The sequence below is a fragment of the Bradyrhizobium sp. Bra64 genome (genome assembly GCF_024519875.1).
In the GTDB taxonomy this organism is placed as follows: Bacteria; Pseudomonadota; Alphaproteobacteria; order Rhizobiales; family Xanthobacteraceae; genus Bradyrhizobium; species Bradyrhizobium japonicum_G.
This window is the reverse complement of sequence record NZ_JALJRD010000017.1, coordinates 83418-103999: the sequence shown is the minus strand read 5'-3', so window position 1 is coordinate 103999 and position 20582 is coordinate 83418. Positions and strand designations below refer to the sequence as shown.

Here is a 20582-nt window from a genome sequence, read left to right as displayed (position 1 = left end):
TTTTACGAAGGTTTCGTGACACTCGGATGACACGCGCAACCAGCTGAAATCACTTGGATTTCAGACTGAAGCCGCAGTCCTGACCTGGGGAAAACAGGCGGTGAAAGTGGCGCCCTGCTTGGGCACGCTTTCGATCAGAAGCCGGCCGCGATGGCGGTTAAGAATATGTTTCACCAGCGATAATCCGAGCCCGGTCCCGCCCTGCGAGCGGCTGTCGCCGACGTCCACCCGGTAGAACCGCTCGGTCAGCCGCGGCAGGTGCTCGGGCGCGATGCCGGGGCCGAAATCGCGGACTAGGACCCGGATTTCCGGAGTTCCATCAGGGGCCGCAGCCGAATTGAGCGACACGATGATCCGTCCGCCCGAGGCACCGTATTTGAGCGCGTTCTCGATCAGGTTCTCGAACAGGCGCAGCAGCTCCTCGCGGTCGCCGGCGATCATCACCGGCGCTTCCGGCAGGTTGGTCTCGACCTCGACCTGGCGTTCCCGCGCCAGCGGCTCGAGCCCGTCGGCGACCTGGAAGATGATCGGCAGCAGGTCGACCAGGGTGTCGGGCCGCACATGGGCGGACAGCTCGACCCGCGACAGCGACAGCAGGTCGTCGATCAGGCGCGCCATGCGGGTGGCCTGGTTGTGCATGATGCCGAGGAAGCGCTCGCGTGCCCTGGGATCGTCCTTGGCCTGGCCCTGCAGCGTGTCGATGAAGCCGGACAGCGCGGCCAGCGGCGTGCGCAGCTCGTGGCTGGCATTGGCGACGAAGTCGGCGCGCATCTCCTCGACCCGGCGCAGCGGCGTCTGGTCGTGGAAGGTCATCAGCATGCATTTGTCGGCGCCGCCGAACGAGGTCGGCACCGGCACCGGCGTGATCGTCAGCTCCATCCAGCGGTCGACCGGGACATGGTCGAGATAGGTCGTGCGCCGCGGCTCGGTGGTCGCGATCGACTCGCGCAGCGCCGTGATGATCTCCGGCGAGCGCAGCGCGAACTGGGCGAGCTCGTTCCGCCGCAGCGCCGGGGCGAGCTGGGCGGCAGCGGCGTTGAGGTGGATGACGCGGCCGGCACGGTCGAGCAGAACCGCCGGATCTGGCATGCCGGCGACGACTGCGGCCACCGCCGCGCTCTCGACCGGATTGATCCGGCGGGTATCCTCGCGCGAGGCCGCGTTATCGTGCAGCCGCCAGGGGATCAGCGCCGCAGCCGCGATGCAGAGGAACACCGTCGCCGCCCGCATCACCGACAATTCGTCGAGCGAGACCACCACCGACAGCGCCAGCGCTGCGGCGATCAGGATGATGGTCGAGTGCCGCAGCCGGTCGGACCAGGGCTGGGCGGTGGGAGAAGATGGGGCGTCGATCGCCATCGGGGCGGGCTTCTCCTGGGGGCTCTGGACTCAAGACTTGAGACTCAAGACTTGAGACTCATGACTTGCGCCGGTCAGGCGCCGCTGTCGCTACGCTCTCTCACATAGGCGGCTTCACGCGCCGGGCCGGGGTCGAGCTTGAGCGCCGCCTGCTGCAGGCGCTTCGATCGTGCGCCGATGATAACTTCGCGAAACGTCAGCAAGATTACAGATATGACGAAGGGGGAAAGATAATAGAGGACGCGGAACAGCAGCATCCCGCCCAGAAGTTCCTCGCGATCCATCTGCCAGAGGCCGACCAGCATGGCGGCGTCGAACACGCCGAGGCCTCCGGGCGAATGGCTGGCAAAGCCGAGCAGGGTGGCCGAGACGAAGATCACCGCGACCACCACGAAGCCGAGATTGGGCTCGTCCGGGACCAGCACGTACATCGCGAGCGCGCAGAAGCCGAGGTCGATGATGCCGATGGCGATCTGGAGCAGGGTCAACGGGCCGCCCGGCAGCATCACGGTCCACGGCCCGCGGCCGACCACCCGCGGCTGGGTCCAGACCCAGACCACATAGGCGACCAGCCCGACGATGATCATCATCGCCACCGCCCGGTTCAGCCACGGCGGCAACTGGTCGATCGAGGCGGCGGCCTCCGGATGATAGGAGATGCCGAGGCCGAGCACGGCGGCATTGCCGAGCCAGAAGGTCAGGCCGGCGAGGAAGCAGATTTTCGCGACGTCGATCGCGTTCAGGCCGTAGGCCGAATAGATGCGGTAGCGCACCGCGCCGCCGGTGAAGACGCTGGCGCCGACATTGTGGCCGATCGAATAGCTGGTAAAGGCCGCGAGCGCATTGATGCGATAGGGCACATGGGAGTGGCCGATGGCCCGCACCGCGAACAGGTCGTAGAAGGTCAGGGTGAAATAGCCCGCAGCGACGAACAGCCCCGCCATCGCAATCTGGCTCGGCTCGGTGCTCTTGATCGCTTCGACGACCTCGTTGAAATCGATGCCTCGCAGCATGTGATAGAGCACATAGCAAGCGATGCCGATGACCGCGACGCTGATCACAACTCCAAGCTTATGCAGGATTTGCTTCTGGCGCAGAAACGATATCGCCCTGCGGATGGCTTCCAGCATCTAGACCTCGAACAACGCTTCAGCGGCCGGGGTGGCCGGCGAACAGGCGGACGACATGCAGGTACCCAACGACCCCTCGCCGCCGGCCCCGGCATCGCGCATGCCCGCTCCCCTTCCACTAGCGCGTTTCCGGGCGGAGTGGAATTCGGCAATTCGAACAAAAACTCGTGCCTTCAATATTTTAGGCAGGGTTGCGGGCTCCTGATGCACGGTTTGGCGCTTTCGGCGGCAAGACTGGCGCGAATCTCCACGGCAATCCTGCGCAGTCGCCATGAAGTTTTGATGATTTCGACCGTACAATGTTCCGTCACGACTTAAGCCGACGTCAATCTATGGGCCGCACCCGCCTGTTGAAAGAGGGGGGGACCCGACTTGCCGGCTGCCCGCCCCCTGCCGCACCCGGGCCGGTGCAACGAGACGATCGGCCGGGCCGTTGAGCGCTCCCGCCGCAACTACCTGTGGTTATCTCTCCGCTGCCTCTGGCGAGCGAACGGACAATCGGCGAGGTTCTCGGCAGCAAGATAGCCGGCCGCCGGTCTCGGCAGCGGTCGCTTCAAACAAGAATTTGCATGAGAGGGGGGAGAAACCATGAGGTTTCAGCTCGGCGCCGTCATCGCGGTGGTCGTTATGGCCGCCGCTCCAGCCGGCGCCAGAGAGCGCAACGACAGTCCGCATTCGCAGGCGTGCATGGCCAAGAACGGTTTCAATCTCGACATGTGGCGCGCGCACGCCGCGGGCACTGACGCGCAAGTGTTGCGGTATATCCAGTGCCGGGATGGCGTGTCTGCTGCGCAGGCCAAGGCCATCGGAATTCGCGACCGCAACTTGAGCGCCGGCTTTCACTGAGCGCATCGCAGCACGAGTTTTCCCGGCCGCAAGGTCAGTGACGTTTCGCCAGCACGATATGGACTCGGTCAGCCCGCCGGCGCGGTACGCGAGACCACCCGATCGCGGAGCCAGGCGCCAATGGTGCAGCCGACGAGGTAGCAGGCGAACATGATCAGGCCGAGGTCGAGCCAGTAGCCGAAGCGGCCGGGGACCACATGCGAAAGCGAAGCGCCGACCAGAGCGATCGCGAGCACCGCGAGCCAGCGCGCGGTCACTTTCGAGGTGCCATTGCCGCGCTGGACCACCGAGATCCAGCCCATGCAAAAGCCGAGCAGCAGCGAGCCGATCAGCCAGCCCAGATGGAATGAGACGAGATAGGGCATCGTCACCTCACCAGAAATTCGATACGGCGATTCTGCGCCTTGCCGTCGTCGGTGTCGTTGCCGGCGACCGGCCGCGTGCTGCCATAGCCGACTGCGGTGAAGCGGCTGGCCGGCAGCCCGGCCTTGACCAGATAGTCGATCACCGCCTGCGCGCGCTTCTCCGAGAGCGCCTGGTTGAAGGCGTCCTCGCCATCGGCATCGGTGTGGCCGGCGACCTCGATATTGGTGGTGGGGCAGCGCAGTGCATTCTCGATCAGATGATCGAGAATGCCGACGGAATCCGGATCTATGTCGGCGCGCTTGGGTCCGAAGCGGATCTTGGCCTTGCTCAGGAGCTCCGAGAACAGTTGCTGGCACACCGTGCCGTCGACCGGGCCGGCCGCCGGCTTGACCGTGATTTCCGGCTTGTATTGCCAGTTTTTCGGGAAGTCCTTGCCGAGGCCCGCGCGGATGTCGTTGGCCGCACCTTCATAGAGCGCATCGCCCGACAGCTTCACCTCGCGGTCGGATACGACGAGCGTGCCGGTCGACAGCCGCGACAGCGCGCCGAGCGCTGCAATCACGGCGATGTTGAAGGAGCCGGGCGCGCCGACGCTGGCCTTGAGATTGTCGACGACCTTTTCGTTGAAGAACTTTCGCGACGCGCTTGTGGCGATGGCTGCGTGGACATTGTTGTCGGGAACGTAGCCGGTGAGCGTCACCGTCGCGGCCACCGGATCCTTGTAGGCCTGGAAGACGTAGGGCGGCGCCTTGACGTCGTTGGCGGCGATCGAAAAGCCTTCAGGCAGGTTCTTGAGCGCGGCTGCGACCGCTTCGCGGCCGCCGAGTTCGCGCGCCATGCCCGACAGGTTGACCTTGGTGTCCGTTATCGTGATCTTGCCGTCCTTGAGCTTGCCGATCTGGTCGAGCAGCAGCATCGCAGCCGCCTCGAACCGCGGCGGCGCGCCCCGCGCCAGCCCCATCTGATCGGCCACCTCGACACCGCCACCCCCCTTGCGGGCCGCCTCGGTCAGGCGGCCCTTGATCGACGGCAAGGGCGCGGAGCCCGACAGCGTCACCCGCACCACGTCACGCTCGGCGTTCCAGACGAAGGGCTTGGCCTCGGCAACGAGGCGGGTCTGGTCGTCGACCAGGCGCACGCCCGGGACGATCTCCACCGCCATCACGGCGTCCCGGCGCCCTTCCTCGGAAAAGGCGTCCGCGGCCAGGCGGACGTCGCGGCCGTCCACCGCGATCCGGGTCTTGTCCAGAACGGTATCCTTGAGCGCCGCCGAGCTGCGGGCGGACAGGTCCGCCTCGACCGGTAAGGTGTTCTTCCAGGCCGCAAATCCCCACATGACGGCCAGGGGGATCAGCCCCGGCCACCATTTGCTGGCCCACCTGAAAAGCTTCTGCATTCGACGACCCGAACTCTGGAACCGGAGACAAAACAAACCCTTGTCAGGCTGTCAAACCGGAAATGGCGGCCCTCCCAAGGCCTTTGCATGGACAATTGGAATAACTTTTTCTTCAAGGGTTCTTCCGTAAGTTGAGGGTGGAATGCCAGAGTCCGCCAGCCGGTCATGAAACAACTTCGTAACAACGTCATCCGCGCCGGGCTGGAAGCACTCTATTTCAGCGGGGCGCACCACCTGTTGCGCCCGCTTTTGTCGGGCGTCGGCGCCATTTTCATGCTGCATCACGTGCGGCCGGCCCGCGAGGCCGCATTCCAGCCGAACCGGCATCTCGAGGTCACCCCCGAATTCCTGCGCGCCGCCCTGAGCCATTTGCGCTCGCGCGAGATCGACATCGTCAGCATGGACGAGCTGCACGAGCGGCTGGTGCGGGGCCGGTTCTCCCGCCGCTTCGCCGCTTTCACGCTCGATGACGGCTATCGCGACAATCTCGACCATGCGCTGCCCGTTCTGCGCGAATTTGACGCGCCACTGGCGGTCTATGTCGCCAGCGACTTCGCCGAGGGCACCGGACGGCTGTGGTGGGCGGCACTGGAGGCCGTGATCGCCAAGATCGAGCAGATCGAGGTGAAGATCGGCACTTCGGCGCTGCGGCTCGATGCGACCACGCCCGCGGCCAAGCAGGTCGCATTCGACCGTCTGCACGACTGGCTGCGCGCGCTGCCGGGTGAGCACGATCTCAAGCGCGAGATCGAGGCGCTCTGCACGAGATACGGCGTCGACATCGCCGCGCTGTGCCGCGACCTCTGCCTGTCCTGGGACGAGGTGAAGACGTTTGCCGCCGATCCCCTCGTCACGATCGGCGCCCACACCGTCAGCCATTGCAACCTGGCCAGGCAAAGCGAAGAGATCGCCACGCAGGAGATGGCGGCGAGCCGCGCGCGGATCGAGCAGGCGCTCGGCCGCACGGTGCAGCATTTCGCCTATCCCTATGGCGACCGTGGAGCGGCGGGCGCGCGCGAATTCACCCTTGCTGCGGCCGCCGGATTCAAGACCGCGGTGACGACGCGGCCCGGCATGCTGTTCGCCGAGAACGCCGGCCACATGACCGCGCTGCCGCGCGTCTCGCTCAACGGCAATTACCAGGACGCGCGAATTCTGCCGGTGTTGACCTCGGGCGCCGCGACCGCGATGTGGAACGGCTTCCGCCGGATCGCGGCGGCCTGATCCTTCACACTCGGACCTCATCCTGAGGGCGCTCCGAAGGAGCGCGTCTCGAAGGATGGGCCGCCCGCATCCTTCGAGACGCGCTGACGCGCTCCTCAGGATGAGGGCGGAGCGCGCGACCGTTCCTTGACTCCCCTCCCTGCCGCGCTCAAAACGTCGCCAAACCAAAGGGAGGCACCATGTTCGACGATCTGTTCTCGCTCAAAGGCCGCATCGCACTCGTGACCGGCGGCTCGCGCGGCATCGGCAAGATGATCGCGGCGGGCTTCCTCGCGCAAGGCGCTGCGAAGGTCTACATCACCGCGCGCAAGGCGGGACCTTGCGAGGCTACGGCGAAAGAGCTGTCAGGCCAATATCACGGCGAGTGCATCGCGCTGCCGATCGACATCTCGACCGTCGAAGGCTGCGACAAGCTCGCCGGCGAAATCATCAAGCTGGAGCCGAAGCTCGACATCCTCGTCAACAATGCGGGCGCCGCCTGGGGCGCGGAGTTCGACGAATTCCCGGAAAGCGGCTGGGACAAGGTCATGGACCTCAACGTCAAGTCGCTGTTCTTCCTGACCAAGGCGCTGGCGAAACCGCTGCGCGCGGCTGCAAGCGCAGAACGTCCGGCCAAGGTCATCAACATCGCCTCGGTCGACGGCATCTTCGTCAATCCGAGCGAGACCTATTCCTACGCCGCCAGCAAAGCCGCCGTGATCCATCTGACGCGGCGCATGGCGACGAAACTGATCAAGGACAACATCAATGTCACCGCGATCGCGCCCGGCGCGTTCAAGTCCGACATGAACCGGGCCGCGCGCGACCATGCGGACGACGTCGCAAAGCGTATTCCGGCGCGGCGCATCGGAACCGACGAGGACATGGCGGGAGTGGCGATCTATCTCGCCTCGCGGGCCGGCGACTACGTGGTCGGCAACACCATCGCCGTCGACGGCGGCGTGGTCTACGCCAATGCCGGGCTCGAGATCGCGGGGTAGGCGGCGCGAGCCCGCGGCGCGGACGGTGTGCTCCCTCGCCCCGTTCTTACGGGGAGAGGGTTGGGGTGAGGGGCTCTCTCCTCACGTGAGATTGTCGCCGCACCTGTACCCCCTCACCCGGATCGCAAGAGCGATCCGACCTCTCCCCGCAAGCGGGGAGAGGTGAAGAAGTCGCCTACGACTCGATCTTCACGTACTCGAAATCGCCGGGCTTGTTGTCGATGCCGACTTTCGGCGGCGAGATCCAGGAGGCGAACTGGCCGGTTTCGGTCACGGGCTGCATCAGCGAGGAGATGAAGTCGCCGTCGGCCGTCGAAGGCAGCCATTCGTCCTTGCGCTTCGCCCAGGTGGCATCGTCGATCAAGAGACCGTCCGGGGTCGCATGCACGTCCTTGAACTCGCCGATGTGGCGGTGGAAGGCGACATTCGGCAGCTTGAGCTGGAACTGATAGCCAGCGGTCGAGATCACCTTGTTCCAGCGCAGCATGCCCTTGACGCAATCCTGGCTGTAATCATCGCGCAGGCGCATGTTGAGCGCGGTCAGCGCCGGCTCATCGACCAGCTTGATCTCGCCGTCGATGAACTTGAGCACCGGATAGGTCGCGTTCTTGAGCTGGTGATCGTCGTCGATCTGGGTCTCGTGATAGCGGCCCTTGATGCCGGTGTTGAAGGCATTCGCCGCGTTGGTCGAGACTTCCGAGCCAAACAGGTCGAGCGACAACGTGTAGTGCAGGTTCAGCTTCTTCTGGATCGTCGGCAGGTCGATCACGCCGAGCGCGCGGACCTTGGCGATGTCGGTGGGATCGGTGATGCCGGCTTCGCGCATTGCATCGCAGGTGCGCTGCACCACGCGGGTGATGCCGGTCTCGCCGACGAACATGTGGTGCGCTTCTTCCGTCAGCATGAAGCGGCAGGTCCGCGAGAGCGGATCGAAGCCCGACTGGGCGAGGCTGTGCAGCTGCATCTTGCCGTCGCGGTCGGTGAAATAGGTGAACATGAAGAAGGACAACCAGTCCGGCGTCGCCTCGTTGAAGGCGCCCAGCATGCGCGGCGCGTCGGCATCGCCTGAGCGACGACGCAGCAGATCATCGGCCTCCTCGCGGCCGTCGCGGCCGAAATATTTCTGGAGCAGATAGACCATCGCCCAGAGGTGACGACCCTCCTCGACATTGACCTGGAACAGATTGCGCATGTCGTAGAGCGAGGGCGCGGTCTTGCCGAGATGGCGCTGCTGCTCGACGGAGGCCGGCTCGGTGTCGCCCTGGATCACGATCAGGCGGCGCAGCATGGCGCGATACTCGCCCGGGACTTCCTGCCAGGCCGGCTCGCCAAAATGCTCGCCGAACGGGACGACGCGATTTTCCTCCTGCGGCGCGAGCAGGATGCCCCAGCGATAGTCGGGCATGCGCACATAGTCGAACTTGGCCCAGCCGCGCGGATCGACTGAATAGGCCGTGCGCAGATACACCAGCGATTCCTGGAAGCCCTCGGGGCCCATGTCGCTCCACCAATCCATGTAGCCGGGATGCCAGCCTTCCAGCGCTTTGAGCACCTGGCGGTCTTCGGCGAGATTCACGTTGTTCGGAATCTTGGTCGAGTAGTCGACGTTCATGATGTTCATGTTCATGGCCGCATCTCCTTGCTCCGTCTCTTGTCCCGGACGCAGTGCGGCGCGAAGTGCTGCACTGCCGAGCCGGGACCTATTGTCTGGTTCGTTCCGGGTCCCGGTTCTGCGCAGCGGCACCATAGCGCGTTGAAGACGCGCGTTGCGCTTTTGGTGCCGCAGCGCGCCCGGAACACGAAAACTACACTCTCGTCATATCGAATTTCGGCTTCTGGCCGCTGCCGTAGCGGCGCAGCGCGCCTTCCTCGCCGACCGCGTTGGGACGCTGGAAGATCCAGTTCTGCCAGGCGGTGAGGCGCGAGAAGATCTTCGATTCCATCGTCTCGGGACCGACGAAGCGCAGGTTCGCTTCCATGCCGGTGAGGCTGTCGGGCGAGAAGCTGGCGCGCTCCTCCAGAAACACGCGAACCTCGTCGTCCCAGTCGATGTCGTCGAGCGCGAAGGTGACGAGGCCGAACTCCTCGGCTTGCTCGGCGTCGAGCGCGGTACCCATCGTGGCTTCCGCGCGCTCCACATCGGACGGATCGGCCTGGAAGCGCGACGAAAGCCGCGTCAGGCCATGGCTCATCGGATACGGACCGAAATTCATCGCCGACAGCTCGATCGAGGGCGGCGGACGATTGTCGCCCTGGCGGGTGCCGATCAGCATGTAGGAGCGGTCGGCGGCGAAGACGAGCTCGGCGAGCGTGCCGGCAAAGCAGGAGCCGGGCTCGACCAGCGTCACCAGTGTACGCGAGGTGACGTCGATGCGTTTGAGCACGCGCTTCCAGTAGTGCCGGATTTCGTTGACCAGCCAGTGCGCCTTGTTGGCTTCGAGGAAGGCATCGCTGGCGAGCACGTGGGCGCGGTCACCATGGCTCTTGAACACCAGCATCGCGATCTCGAGCTCGTTGATGCGCAGGTGCAGGATCGCGTCGTCGATCTCGCGCGCGACCTGAAGCGGCCAGAACGACGCCCCCTGCGCCATCATGCCGTCAATGTCGGCCGGCGGCGGCGCCTCCGGCGCCTTGATCGAGATCGTGGCGATGCGGGCCGTGCGGTCGATATCGACCGTGACGAAGCCGTAGCGGATGCTGGTTTCGTCGATGATGCGCTTGAGCGGGGTGAGCGCGATGCCCTTGCCGCTGCCCTTGCGTTTCGAGGCGGCTGCGAATTCCCTGGCGCGCTCGGCGACCTTGGCTTCGAGTTTTGAGTTCGGCGCGATCTCGTCGACCAATCGCCACTGCACGGCGCGCTTGCCCTTCACGCCCTCCTCAATGGTGCAGAAGAAATCGGCGTGGTCGCGGCGCACCTTGCGCTTGTCGACGACGCGGGTGAGGCCGCCGGTGCCAGGCAGCACCGCGAGCAGCGGCACTTCGGGCAGAGCGACGGCAGACGAGCCGTCGTCGGCGAGGATGATGTGGTCGGTGGCGAGCGCCAGCTCATAACCGCCGCCGGCGGCCGAGCCGTTCACCACGGTGATGAAACGCTGGCCGGAATTCTCCGACGAATCCTCCATGCCGTTACGGGTCTCGTTGGTGAACTTGCAGAAATTGACCTTGTGGGCATGGGTGGAGCCCGCGAGCATGCGGATGTTGGCGCCGGCGCAGAACACGCGGTTCTTGGCCGAGCGCATGACCACGACCTTCACCTCGGGGTGCTCGAAGCGCAGCCGCTGCACGGCGTCCGCGAGTTCGATGTCGACGCCGAGATCGTAGGAATTGAGCTTGAGCAGATAGCCTTCGAACAGACCGCCGTTCTCGTCGACATCCATGGTCAGCGTCGCGACGTCACCTTCGACCGCAACCTTCCAGTGCCGATAGCGGGACGGCTCGGTCTGGAAATCGATGAATGTCGCGCCGCCTGCGAGGCGCCGATCTTCCCCGGCCATGGGCCACCCTTGAGCTTGATTATGCGTTCTGAGCTTTAGCGTTAGATGCACAATAGTGCATCTTTTTACAGCCGTCTACCCCTTAGCGGGATGGACATGCATTTTGTTTCATGCGCGCAATTCAGGACCGCACGATCGCGCCGAGGGCGATCCAGTCTGCCTTGGAAAGCTCAGACCGGCCGAGCTTGGCTTGCAACAGCGCGACCAGGGCCGGAACAGGGAAGGTCTCGACGAAGCCATCGCCGGCCGCAGCCGCCTTGCGGGAATTCAGCGGCCGCAGTTCGCCGAGCGCCTCGCCGAACAGCCGGGCGGCCGAATGCAGCCGCTGCATGCGCAGCCGCAGATTCGCATTGGCGATGTGGATGCAGGCGCGCAGCAGAATGCGCTCGCGGCCGCCTTGCGGCGCTGCGGCCCACACCGCTTCCAGCACCTCCTGCGATTCCCAGAAATAGCCGCGGTCGTTGAGAGCGAGCCCGTAACGCAGCGCCGGATGGCGCGCCGGCACATGGCCGCGAAAGGCCGAAGGCACCAGCGCCTTGGCCAGGTCGAGCGTCTCGTGGTCCGCATCGACCGCACCGGTCTCGCCCGGCACGTGGGCCCATTGCGGCCACGGCAGCGGGCCGCTCGCGTTCGAAGGCACACTCATTGAGGGCGTGCCTCCGCAACATCATGCGGCGCGTCCCTGGAGTCCCTGATCGTCGCGCAGGGCCGCACTTGCAAATTGCTCAATCGCGTCAAGCGTCGCCCCCGGCGCTTCACGATGCGGGGAATGGCCCGCGTCTGAAATGATTTTCAAATCTACCGGACAATAACACTCTTCCTGCGCGATTTCGACCTGAAGCAGTGTCCCATATTGGTCATTCGCGCCTTGCAGGATCATGACAGGGACACGGATATAGGCGAGATATTCGGAAATATCCCAGTCGCGGAACTTGGGGTCGAGCCAGGCGCCGTTCCAGCCATGGAAGGCGTTGTCGACGTCCTTGTGCCAGCGCGCAAGCTTTGCCTTGAGATCGGTGGTCTCGAAGGCCGTCTTGATTTCGGCAATCGACTTCACCGAGACGTCCTCGACGATGAAGTGCGGCGCGATCAGCACGAGGCCGCTCAGCCGGTGGTCCTGATGCGCGCCGGCATAGATCGTCGCAATCGAAGCGCCGTCGGAATGGCCGAGCAGGAGGCCGCGCTTGAACCCGATCGCATCGAGGATTTTCGGCAGCACGTCGAGCGCCTCGCGATGCATGTAGTCGAGCCGTCGCGGCAGCGTCACCGGGCTCGACTGACCATAGCCCGCGCGCGAATAGACGAAGACGCCGGCGGAGGTTGCCTGCCGGAGTTTTTCAGGGAAGTCGCCCCAGAGGCCGACGGAGCCGAGCCCTTCATGCAGCAACACGATGGTCGGCGCGTCAGCCGATTGCGGCGCGAGCCATTTGTATTCGAGGCTGGCGCCATCGATGCTGAGGAAGCCGGTGGGGGTGAGGTTTGTCATGCTGTCACTCAATCTTCGGGCGATGAGAACGAGACGTGGCCAAGCGCTCTGTCGTTCCCTCCCCCCTTGCGGGGGAGGGCTAGGGAGAGGGGTGACACACGGGGACTCCCGGTGTGGCGGAGACCATCTGGCGCGCGAAAATGAAAACCGTTTGCTGGGCTACCCCTCTCCCCCGCCCTCCCTCCTTGCGGGGGAGGGAGCGCAGTGGAGTCCGCTGCGACAGTGTCAGTCACGTTCGACATGCGCTCACTCAATTCGTCCCGTCCCGCAGCTTGAACCGCTGGATCTTTCCCGTCGCGGTCTTCGGCAACGACTCCACCACGTCGATCCAGCGCGGGTATTTCCAGGGGCCGATCTTCTGCTTGACGTGCTCCTTCAGCATTTCCTGCAAGTCGGTCGTCTTCACACCCGGACGCAGCACGACGAAGGCCTTCGGCTTCAGCAGGCCCTCCGGATCGGCCTCGGGCACGACGGCAGCTTCCAGCACGGCGGGATGCGTGATCAGCGCGCTCTCGACCTCGAACGGCGAGACCCAGATGCCGGAAACCTTGAACATGTCGTCGGCGCGGCCGCAGAAGGTGTAGCGGCCCTCGCCGTCGCGGACATATTTGTCGCCGGTGCGGGTCCACGGTCCTTCAAAGGTGCGGCGGCTCTTGTGGCGCTGATTCCAGTAGCCTTCGCCGGCGGAAGGCGCATCGACCAGGAGCTCACCGACTTCGCCGTCGGCGACGTCCTGGCCGGATTCGTTGACGAGCCGCACGGCATAACCCGGCACCGGCTTGCCGGAAGAGCCGTATTTGATGTCGCCGGGCGCGTTCGACAGGAAGATGTGCAACAGCTCGGTCGAGCCGACGCCGTCGAGGATGTCGACGCCGAAGCGCGCCTTCCAGCTGAGGCCGACGGATTCCGGCAACGCCTCGCCGGCCGAGGTACAGATGCGCAGGGCGCCGCCGCCGCGCTCGCTCTTCATGGTTTCGTCGTTGAGCATCGCCGCGAACAGCGTCGGCACGCCGTAGAAGATCGACGGCTTGTAGCGGTTCATCAGGTCGAACATGCGCGCCGGCGTCGGCCGCTCGCTGTTGAGGATGACGCTGGCGCCGACCGACATCGGGAAGGTCAACGCGTTGCCGAGGCCATAGGCGAAGAACAGCTTGGCGGCGGAGAGGCAGACATCGCTCTCGCGGATGCCCAAGACCTGGCTCGCATAAGTGTCGGCGGTCGCCTGCATGTTCGAATGGATGTGACGCACGCCCTTGGGCATGCCGGTCGAGCCGGACGAATAGAGCCAGAACGCCGGCTCGTCGGGATGCGTGGCGGCGGTGGTGAATTTGTCGCTCTCGTCCGCGAGCTCCTCGGCGAGTTGCTTGTGACCGTTCTGCTTGGCGCCGGAGACGACGACATGCTCCAGATCGGGCATGCGGCCGACGACGTCCCTGATGACGGGGTAGAGCGCTTCCGACACGAACAACACGCGCGCGCGGCAATCGGCGAGGATGTAGGCGTATTGGTCCGCCGTCAGCAGCGTGTTGAGCGGCACCGGCACGATGCCGGCGCGGATCGCACCCAGGAACACGATCGGGAAATCGACCGTGTCCAGCATGATCATCGCCACGCGTTCCTCGCGGCGGACGCCGAGCCGGCGCAGCATGTTGGCGGCGCGCCGCGTCTCGCGCTGAAGCTCGCCATAGGTGAGCCGCGAGACGGTGTCGTCGAAAGCCAGCTTCCCGCCGCGGCCCGCCTCGACGTTACGGTCGAGCAGCCAGGTCACCGCGTTATAGGATCCCTCGCTCACGGACTTCTCCCTCGATTTTAGAATTATAATTCATACAAAGACACTGTGGCGGCTTGCTGTCAATGCTAGCAGGCACTATGTTTCATTAAAGCACGCCGCGGGACATCCCCTAAAGAAGGCTCTGATCTGTAGTCCATGACCGACAGTCCCGACGCCGAATCCCGCTTCCTCGAACAGCTCGGCCAGCGCGTGCGCACCATGCGCGCGCTGCGCGGCATGTCGCGCAAAGTGCTCGCCAAGGTATCAGGGATTTCGGAGCGCTACATCGCGCAGCTCGAGAGCGGCAAGGGGAACGTCTCGATCGTGCTGCTGCGCCGCGTCTCGGACGCGATGGGCGCGCATCTCGAGGACCTGCTCCCCTCGACCGATCCGACGCCCGACTGGCAGATGTTTCGCGATCTGCTGCGCAAGGCGACGCCGGCACAGATCGCTCAGGCCAAGGATGTCCTCGCCGGCGGCAGCGCATCCGCGCCGCGGCGCGCGCCGTTCTGCGGCATTGCTCTGATCGGCCTGCGCGGCGCCGGCAAATCCACGCTCGGCCGGATGCTGGCGAAGAAGATCGGCTGGAGCTTCGTCGAGCTCAACAAGGAGGTCGAGCAGCAGAACGGCCTCTCGGTCGCCGAGATCATCGCGCTCTACGGCCAGGAAGGCTTTCGCCGCATGGAGCAGGCGGCGCTGCAACAGCTGCTCGCGCGCAACGAGCTGATGGTGCTGGCGACCGGCGGCGGCATCGTCTCGGAACCGCTGACCTTCGACCAGATCCTGTCGTCGTTCTACACGATCTGGCTGAAGGCCGAGCCGGAGGAGCACATGGCCCGTGTCCGCCGCCAGGGCGATCTCCGCCCGATGGCCGACGACCGCTCCGCCATGGCCGAGCTGCGCAACATCCTGCTGAGCCGCGAGCCGTTGTACGCACGCGCGACGGCGGTGGTGGATACGGCGGGATTGTCGGTCGACGCCGCGGCCGCGCGGCTGATCGATGCGGTGCGTCCGGTGCTCCAGAACGAAGCCCGCAGCTTCGGGCTGCGCAGCGTGGCGCTGTAGGTCGGGACTTGATATGGCCGACAGCGACGTCGCAACGTCCATGTTCGAGCGGATCGGGGGCAGTGCCACGATCGACCGGCTGGTCGACCGCTTCTACGAGCGGATGGACACCCTGCCGGAAGCAAACGCCATTCGCGCGATGCATGCCGCCGATCTCGGCCTGATCAGGGACGTGCTGAAGCGCTATCTCACCGAATGGACCGGCGGGCCAAAACTTTACTCCGTCGAAAAAGGCCATCCACGGCTGCGCCAGCGCCATATCGGCTTTGCCATCGGCGATGCCGAGCGCGATGCGTGGCTACTCTGCATGCGCGGCGCGCTGGAGGAGACGGTGACTGATGCGGACGCGCGGCAAGACCTCGACCGCGCGCTGTCCGGTCTCGCCGACTGGATGCGCAACCGGCCGTAAGCGCGTCGATCAAGCCAACGTGTAGCGCTCTCGGCTATCGGTCCGCTGACCCGGGCTGCAAGTCTTCCGACGCGACTAGACCGACCAGTAATTCGGATGCGGGTAGGACCGCGAGCGGTCGCCCCAATCGAACTCATCGCCATCGAACTCGCATGGACCGCCGCTGAACTCGTCCATCGTCAGTTCGACCTGGAAGGCCTGACGGCCGCGATCGTATTTCAGGGCGCTCCACTGCACCGGATAATGATGATGAGTACCGAGCAGCCCGCCGGTCTTGATCACGGCATAGGTGACCATTCCGCTGACCTTGTCGAGCATCAGTCGCTCAATCGTGCCAAGCTTCGTGCCGTCGCGCCCGTAGACGGCGACGTGCTCCACGCGATCACTGGGAACCATGGTATGGTGCATGGCATCCTCCCTGTTCTCTTGTGCCGCGCATTATAGCCTGCCAGGCAGCCCGAGCGAAGTGCGCTGTAGCTACAGCAACTGCGAACGGACCGCGTCGGCGCCCTCGCGCAGCAGCGGCAGGAAGCGGTCGATCAGCTCCTGAGCCGGCACGCGGTCGACATGGGCGCCCATGTTGATCGCGGCGACGATCACATCGTCGTAACGGCGGACGGGAACCGAGATTGAACGGAAATGCGGCTCGGCCTCGCGGTCGACCAGCGAATAGCCCTGCCCGCGGTCGGCGACGATCCGTGCCAGCAGCGCCCCGGGATCGGTCACCGTCTGCGGCGTCAGCGCTTCGCGCGTCATTGTTTTCAGGCGCGCGGCGAGTTCGGCATCGCCGAGCTGACCCAGCATGGCGCGGCCGACCGAGGTGCAGAACGCCGGCAGCCGGTAGCCGATCTCCAGCCCGCCTGAAAACATCCGCGCCGGACTGCTCCGCGCCACGAACACGACGTCGTCACCGTCGAGCACCGCGAGTGACGCGATTTCATTTGCCGCAGTCGCGGTGCGATCGAGCACCGGTTGCAGCACCGTGACGAGCTGGTTGGAGCGCAGAAACGAGGCGGCAAGGGTCAGCACGTGCGGCGTCAACGTGAACAGCTTGCCGTCACCACCGACGAAGCCGCCACGCTGGAGCGTGAACAGCATGCGCCGGGCGGTGGCGCGCGGAAGATCGGCGGCGCGGGCGAGATCGCTCAAGGTCATCGGGCCTACCGTCGTGCCGAAGGACTGAAGCAGGCGCAGGCCGCGATCGAGGCTTTCGACGAAATCCGTCGCGCGCTCGTCGGTCTCGCTTCGCTTCAGCTTGGGCATGGCGTCGGACATTCCTGCAAAATAGTGCTTGCTGCCGGTCCAAGGCATGTCATAATTCGCCCATTCGTTCAATAGGCGAACAAACGCCACTCCGAGATTGAAGGATGCACTCGCCATGATGAGCCAGGAGCAGAACGACCTGATCACCCGCAGCGGGCCGAAGGATCCCTGCGGCAGACTGATGCGGAGCTACTGGCAACCGGCGGCGCTGGTGGATGAGCTGGAGGGCGAGCGGCCGATCCGGCCGGTCAGGCTGCTCGGCGAAAACCTGGTTCTGTTCCGCGACGAGACCGGACGCTACGGCCTGATCGACCGTCACTGCGCGCATCGCGGCGCCGACCTCGCCTTCGGGCGGCTCGAGCACGGCGGCCTGCGCTGCGCCTTCCATGGCTGGCTGTTCGACGCCACCGGCCAGTGCATCGAGACCCCGGCTGAGCCGAAGGACTCGAAGCTCTGCCAGAACATCCGTCAGCGCTCCTATCCCGTGGTGGAGAAGAGCGGGATCCTCTGGGCCTATCTCGGCGAGGGCGAGCCGCCGGCATTTCCGGAGCTCGACTGCTTCGTCGCGCCCGGCACGCACACTTTTGCGTTCAAAGGCCATATGGCCTGCAACTGGCTCCAGGCACTCGAAGTCGGCATCGATCCCGCCCACGCATCGTACCTGCATCGCTTCTTCGAGGACGAGGACACCTCCACGGCCTACGGCAAGCAGTTCCGCGGCGCCTCCGCCGGCTCCGACCTTCCGATGACAAAAATCCTGCGCGAATACGACCGTCCGATCATCAATGTCGAGCATACCGAATACGGATTGCGGCTGATCGCACTGCGCGAGATCGACGAGGAGCGCACCCATGTGCGCGTCACCAACCAGCTCTTCCCGCACGGCTTCGTCATCCCCATGAGCACGGAGATGACGATCACGCAATGGCACGTGCCGGTCGACGACGAGAATTGCTACTGGTATGCGATCTTCACCAGCTACGCGAACCCGGTCGACAAGCAGAAGATGCGCGACCAGCGGCTCGAGCTGTACGAGCTGCCCGACTACAAGTCGCGGAAAAACCGCAGCAACGATTACGGTTTCGATCCGCACGAGCAGCAGACCGCGACCTATACCGGCATGGGCAGCGACATCAACGTCCACGACCAGTGGGCGGTGGAGTCGATGGGCGCGATCCAGGATCGCACCAAGGAGCATCTCGGCTCGAGCGACAAGGCGATCGTGCAGTATCGCCGCCTGCTGCGGCAGGAGATCGAGAAGGTTCTGGGCGGCGAGAAGCCGATGCTGTTTCTGGACGAGGCCAATGCGCGCAGCATCCAGGGACCCGCGACCATGGACGGCATCGGGCCGACGCGGGGCTGGGAGACCTACTGGATGGAAGTCGACGTCAAGCGCCGCCGCGGCGCACCGTGGACCGCACCGGTGCCGAAGGAGATCGCGGATAACGTGCATCGGTTGACGGCGGCGGAATAGTGCGGAATGCAGGTCCCTCCTTCGTCATTGCGAGCGCAGCGAAGCAATCCAGAATCCCACCGCGGAGACAATCTGGATTGCTTCGCTGCGTTCGCAATGACGGAGTATGTGGGACCAGCTTCGCGTCCAACGACTAGAGGAGCGGCAAAGTGACTTTCGTCGCGCGTCATGCGCTGTGGTCGGATGAGCAGAAGGACGCGGCGACGCGCATGCGGCGCCTCGTCGAGGAAAAGAACCTCGAGGTCATCCGCCTCGCCTTTCCCGACCAGCACGGCATCCTGCGCGGCAAGACCATCATCGCGTCGGAGGCGATCGCCTCGCTGGAAAGCGGCTGCTCCATCACCACCACCATGCTCGCCAAGGACACCTCGCACCGCACGGTATTCCCGGTGTTCACCTCGGGCGGCGGCTTCGGCATGAAGGAGATGGAGGGGGCGGCCGACGTGCTGATGGTCGCTGATCCCACCACTTTTCGCGTGCTGCCATGGGCGCCGGCCACGGGCTGGGTGCTGTGCGATCTCCATTTCAATGACGGCCGCCCGGTGCCGTTCGCAACGCGCGGGCTCTACCGCAAGGTGCTCGACGATCTCGCAAGCCGCGGCCATGATTTCGTCGCCGGGCTCGAGGTCGAATTCCATATCTTCAAGCTCGACGATCCGCATATGCGCGCCGAGGACGCAGGCCAGCCCGGCACGCCACCTTCGGTGAGCCTGCTCAGCCATGGCTATCAATATCTCACCGAGCAGCGCTTCGATCAGATGGAGCCGGTGCTGGAGATCCTGCGCCGCGACGTCGTCGCGCTCGGGCTGCCCCTGCGCTCGGTCGAGGTCGAGTTCGGGCCTAGCCAGTGCGAATTCACCTTCGCGCCGAAGAAAGGGCTGGAGCCCGCCGACAACATGGTGCTGTTCCGCTCGGCGGTGAAGCAGATCGCGCGGCGCCACGGTTATCACGCCACCTTCATGTGCCGGCCAAAACTGCCGAACCTGTTCGCGAGCGGCTGGCACCTGCATCAGTCGATCGTCTCGCGCACGAGCGGCGAGAACCAGTTCATGGCGAAGGACGGCGGCGAGCCGCTCAGCGCGTTCGGCCGCGCGTACCTGGCCGGCCTGCTCGATCACGCCCGCGCCTCCACCGTGTTCACCACGCCGACCCTCAACGGCTACAAGCGCTACCGCTCCTATTCGCTGGCGCCGGACCGCGCGATCTGGGGCCGGGACAATCGCGGCGTCATGATCCGCGTGCTTGGGGCGGCCGGCGATCCCGCCACACGGCTCGAGAACCGCATCGGCGAGCCCGCGGCCAATCCCTATCTCTACATGGCCTCGCAGATACTCTCAGGCCTCGACGGCGTCGACCGCAAGCTCGACCCCGGCCCGTCGGCCGACACGCCCTACGAGACCAAGGCGCCGCTCTTGCCGAAATCGCTGCGCGATGCCGTCGGTGCGCTGAAGGACGATCCATTCTTCCGGGAGAAGCTCGGGCCTGAGTTCGTCGACTATTACACCCACATCAAGAACGCCGAGATCGACCGTTTCCTGTCCGAGGTGACCGACTGGGAACACCGCGAATATTTCGAGATGTTCTGACCTCCTCACTCTGACATCCTCCCTCTGACCACCTCCCTTGGAGGTCAGGGAGCTCACACCCCCGTGAGGTGACTTCGTCCCACCTGTTCCAACGACATCACATCGCGGTGCGACGAAGCCATTTTCCTCATGCCCCGAAAACCGCCGGAAAAACACCGGGGTTAGGCTTTGATTCGTGATCAACAATGGAGTTCGGTCATGTGGGGTCAATTGTTCAGCCTGATCTATCGTCTGTCCTGCCGGACCACTCTGATCGAAATCGGCACGCATCGGTTTGCGCGCTAGCCCCGGGTGGATGCGAATTAGGTAAGACGGATTGACCAGATAGCGGGGTTGCCATGCGCAAGCTGATCCTGATAGCAGCGATGTCGCTGCTCGCAACACAAGCCCATGCGGGTGGTCCGCGTAGTCTGAGCCTCGCGGCGACCAGCGCAAGCCAGCCGGCCGCCGAGCAACCGGCCTCGCCGACGGCCACGCCGCAGACGACGCAAGCCCCGGCGGCAACGCAGGCGCCGAATGTCCAGACGGCGACCACCGCCCCGACTTCAACCGCTGCCACCGCGCCGCCGACCGCGACAGCGCCCACCGCAACAACGCCGGCGCAACCCTCGGCCACAGCGGTGACCAGCACAACCGGGACAACCAAGCCGAAGCGCCGCCAGCCGTCCACGGAAGCGCGCGTGATCCGCGAACTGCATCGGCACGGTATTTATTGGTAAAGAGCGGACAGATC

At 64.9% G+C, this 20582-nt stretch carries 19 protein-coding genes; 8 read left to right on the top strand and 11 right to left on the bottom strand.

From position 1 onward, the window contains the following. Positions 1-60: 60 nt before the first annotated feature. Entirely contained in the window at positions 61-1359 is a 1299-nt protein-coding gene (locus NR187_RS31220) for an ATP-binding protein (RefSeq protein WP_256808927.1), read from the bottom strand. 74 nt (positions 1360-1433) lie between these two features. Continuing rightward, positions 1434-2489: a lysylphosphatidylglycerol synthase domain-containing protein gene (locus NR187_RS31215; RefSeq protein WP_211384154.1), complete on the bottom strand. Its 1056-nt coding sequence runs from the start codon at positions 2487-2489 to the stop codon at positions 1434-1436. 588 nt (positions 2490-3077) lie between these two features. Between NR187_RS31215 and NR187_RS31210 the strand changes: the two genes are divergently transcribed. Then, on the top strand, positions 3078-3335 hold the full coding sequence (locus tag NR187_RS31210; RefSeq protein WP_211384153.1) for a hypothetical protein: 258 nt from the start codon (positions 3078-3080) through the stop codon (positions 3333-3335). Positions 3336-3403: 68 nt separating this feature from the next. Here the strand turns inward: NR187_RS31210 and NR187_RS31205 are convergent, their stop codons facing one another. Together NR187_RS31205 and NR187_RS31200 are read right to left on the bottom strand one after the other, a co-directional pair. Continuing rightward, entirely contained in the window at positions 3404-3700 is a 297-nt protein-coding gene (locus NR187_RS31205; RefSeq protein ID WP_211384152.1) for a hypothetical protein, read from the bottom strand. A 2-nt stretch (positions 3701-3702) separates the two neighbouring features. Then, positions 3703-5097: an OmpA family protein gene (locus NR187_RS31200; RefSeq protein ID WP_256808923.1), complete on the bottom strand. Its 1395-nt coding sequence runs from the start codon at positions 5095-5097 to the stop codon at positions 3703-3705. Positions 5098-5262: 165 nt separating this feature from the next. On the opposite strand from NR187_RS31200, the gene NR187_RS31195 reads away from it, so the two are divergent. After that, a complete protein-coding gene (locus NR187_RS31195) occupies positions 5263-6321 on the top strand; it encodes a polysaccharide deacetylase family protein (protein WP_256808922.1) in 1059 nt (352 codons plus the stop codon). A 179-nt stretch (positions 6322-6500) separates the two neighbouring features. Further along, complete coding sequence (locus NR187_RS31190; RefSeq protein WP_211384149.1) at positions 6501-7301, top strand: SDR family oxidoreductase; 801 nt, start codon at positions 6501-6503, stop codon at positions 7299-7301. 175 nt (positions 7302-7476) lie between these two features. Here the strand turns inward: NR187_RS31190 and boxB are convergent, their stop codons facing one another. From boxB to NR187_RS31165, 5 genes are all read right to left on the bottom strand, one after another. Further along, a complete protein-coding gene (boxB, locus tag NR187_RS31185; protein WP_211384148.1) occupies positions 7477-8928 on the bottom strand; it encodes a benzoyl-CoA 2,3-epoxidase subunit BoxB in 1452 nt (483 codons plus the stop codon). Between the two features lie 178 nt (positions 8929-9106). Then, complete coding sequence (gene boxC / locus NR187_RS31180) at positions 9107-10795, bottom strand: 2,3-epoxybenzoyl-CoA dihydrolase (RefSeq protein WP_256808920.1); 1689 nt, start codon at positions 10793-10795, stop codon at positions 9107-9109. 121 nt (positions 10796-10916) lie between these two features. Next, a complete protein-coding gene (locus NR187_RS31175; RefSeq protein WP_211384146.1) occupies positions 10917-11441 on the bottom strand; it encodes a DUF309 domain-containing protein in 525 nt (174 codons plus the stop codon). Positions 11442-11462: 21 nt separating this feature from the next. After that, entirely contained in the window at positions 11463-12281 is an 819-nt protein-coding gene (locus NR187_RS31170) for an alpha/beta fold hydrolase (protein WP_256808918.1), read from the bottom strand. 250 nt (positions 12282-12531) lie between these two features. Further along, positions 12532-14073 carry a benzoate-CoA ligase family protein gene (locus NR187_RS31165; protein ID WP_211384144.1) on the bottom strand — a complete coding sequence of 514 codons (1542 nt, stop codon included), beginning with the start codon at positions 14071-14073 and terminating at the stop codon, positions 12532-12534. 135 nt (positions 14074-14208) lie between these two features. Here NR187_RS31165 and NR187_RS31160 point away from each other — a divergent pair, with 135 nt between their 5' ends. Both NR187_RS31160 and NR187_RS31155 read left to right on the top strand, forming a co-directional pair. Further along, positions 14209-15117: a helix-turn-helix transcriptional regulator gene (locus NR187_RS31160; protein ID WP_211384143.1), complete on the top strand. Its 909-nt coding sequence runs from the start codon at positions 14209-14211 to the stop codon at positions 15115-15117. A 13-nt stretch (positions 15118-15130) separates the two neighbouring features. Further along, the gene (locus NR187_RS31155) at positions 15131-15526 is read left to right on the top strand and encodes a group II truncated hemoglobin (RefSeq protein ID WP_256808915.1); all 396 of its coding nucleotides are present in this window, start codon (positions 15131-15133) and stop codon (positions 15524-15526) included. A gap of 75 nt (positions 15527-15601) precedes the next feature. Here NR187_RS31155 and NR187_RS31150 read toward each other — a convergent pair whose 3' ends face one another. Beyond that, positions 15602-15934 (bottom strand): PRC-barrel domain-containing protein, encoded by a 333-nt coding sequence (locus NR187_RS31150; protein WP_211384141.1) that lies wholly within the window; start codon positions 15932-15934, stop codon positions 15602-15604. Positions 15935-16003: 69 nt separating this feature from the next. Beyond that, complete coding sequence (locus NR187_RS31145) at positions 16004-16789, bottom strand: IclR family transcriptional regulator C-terminal domain-containing protein (RefSeq protein ID WP_256808912.1); 786 nt, start codon at positions 16787-16789, stop codon at positions 16004-16006. A gap of 115 nt (positions 16790-16904) precedes the next feature. Here NR187_RS31145 and NR187_RS31140 point away from each other — a divergent pair, with 115 nt between their 5' ends. The 3 genes from NR187_RS31140 to NR187_RS31130 all read left to right on the top strand — a co-directional run bounded on the left by NR187_RS31140 (position 16905) and on the right by NR187_RS31130 (position 20568). Then, complete coding sequence (locus tag NR187_RS31140; RefSeq protein WP_256808910.1) at positions 16905-18263, top strand: aromatic ring-hydroxylating dioxygenase subunit alpha; 1359 nt, start codon at positions 16905-16907, stop codon at positions 18261-18263. Between the two features lie 149 nt (positions 18264-18412). Beyond that, entirely contained in the window at positions 18413-19849 is a 1437-nt protein-coding gene (locus NR187_RS31135; RefSeq protein WP_256808908.1) for a glutamine synthetase family protein, read from the top strand. Positions 19850-20187: 338 nt separating this feature from the next. After that, positions 20188-20568, top strand: coding sequence for a hypothetical protein (locus tag NR187_RS31130; RefSeq protein WP_211384137.1), 381 nt, complete (start codon positions 20188-20190; stop codon positions 20566-20568). Positions 20569-20582: the final 14 nt, after the last annotated feature.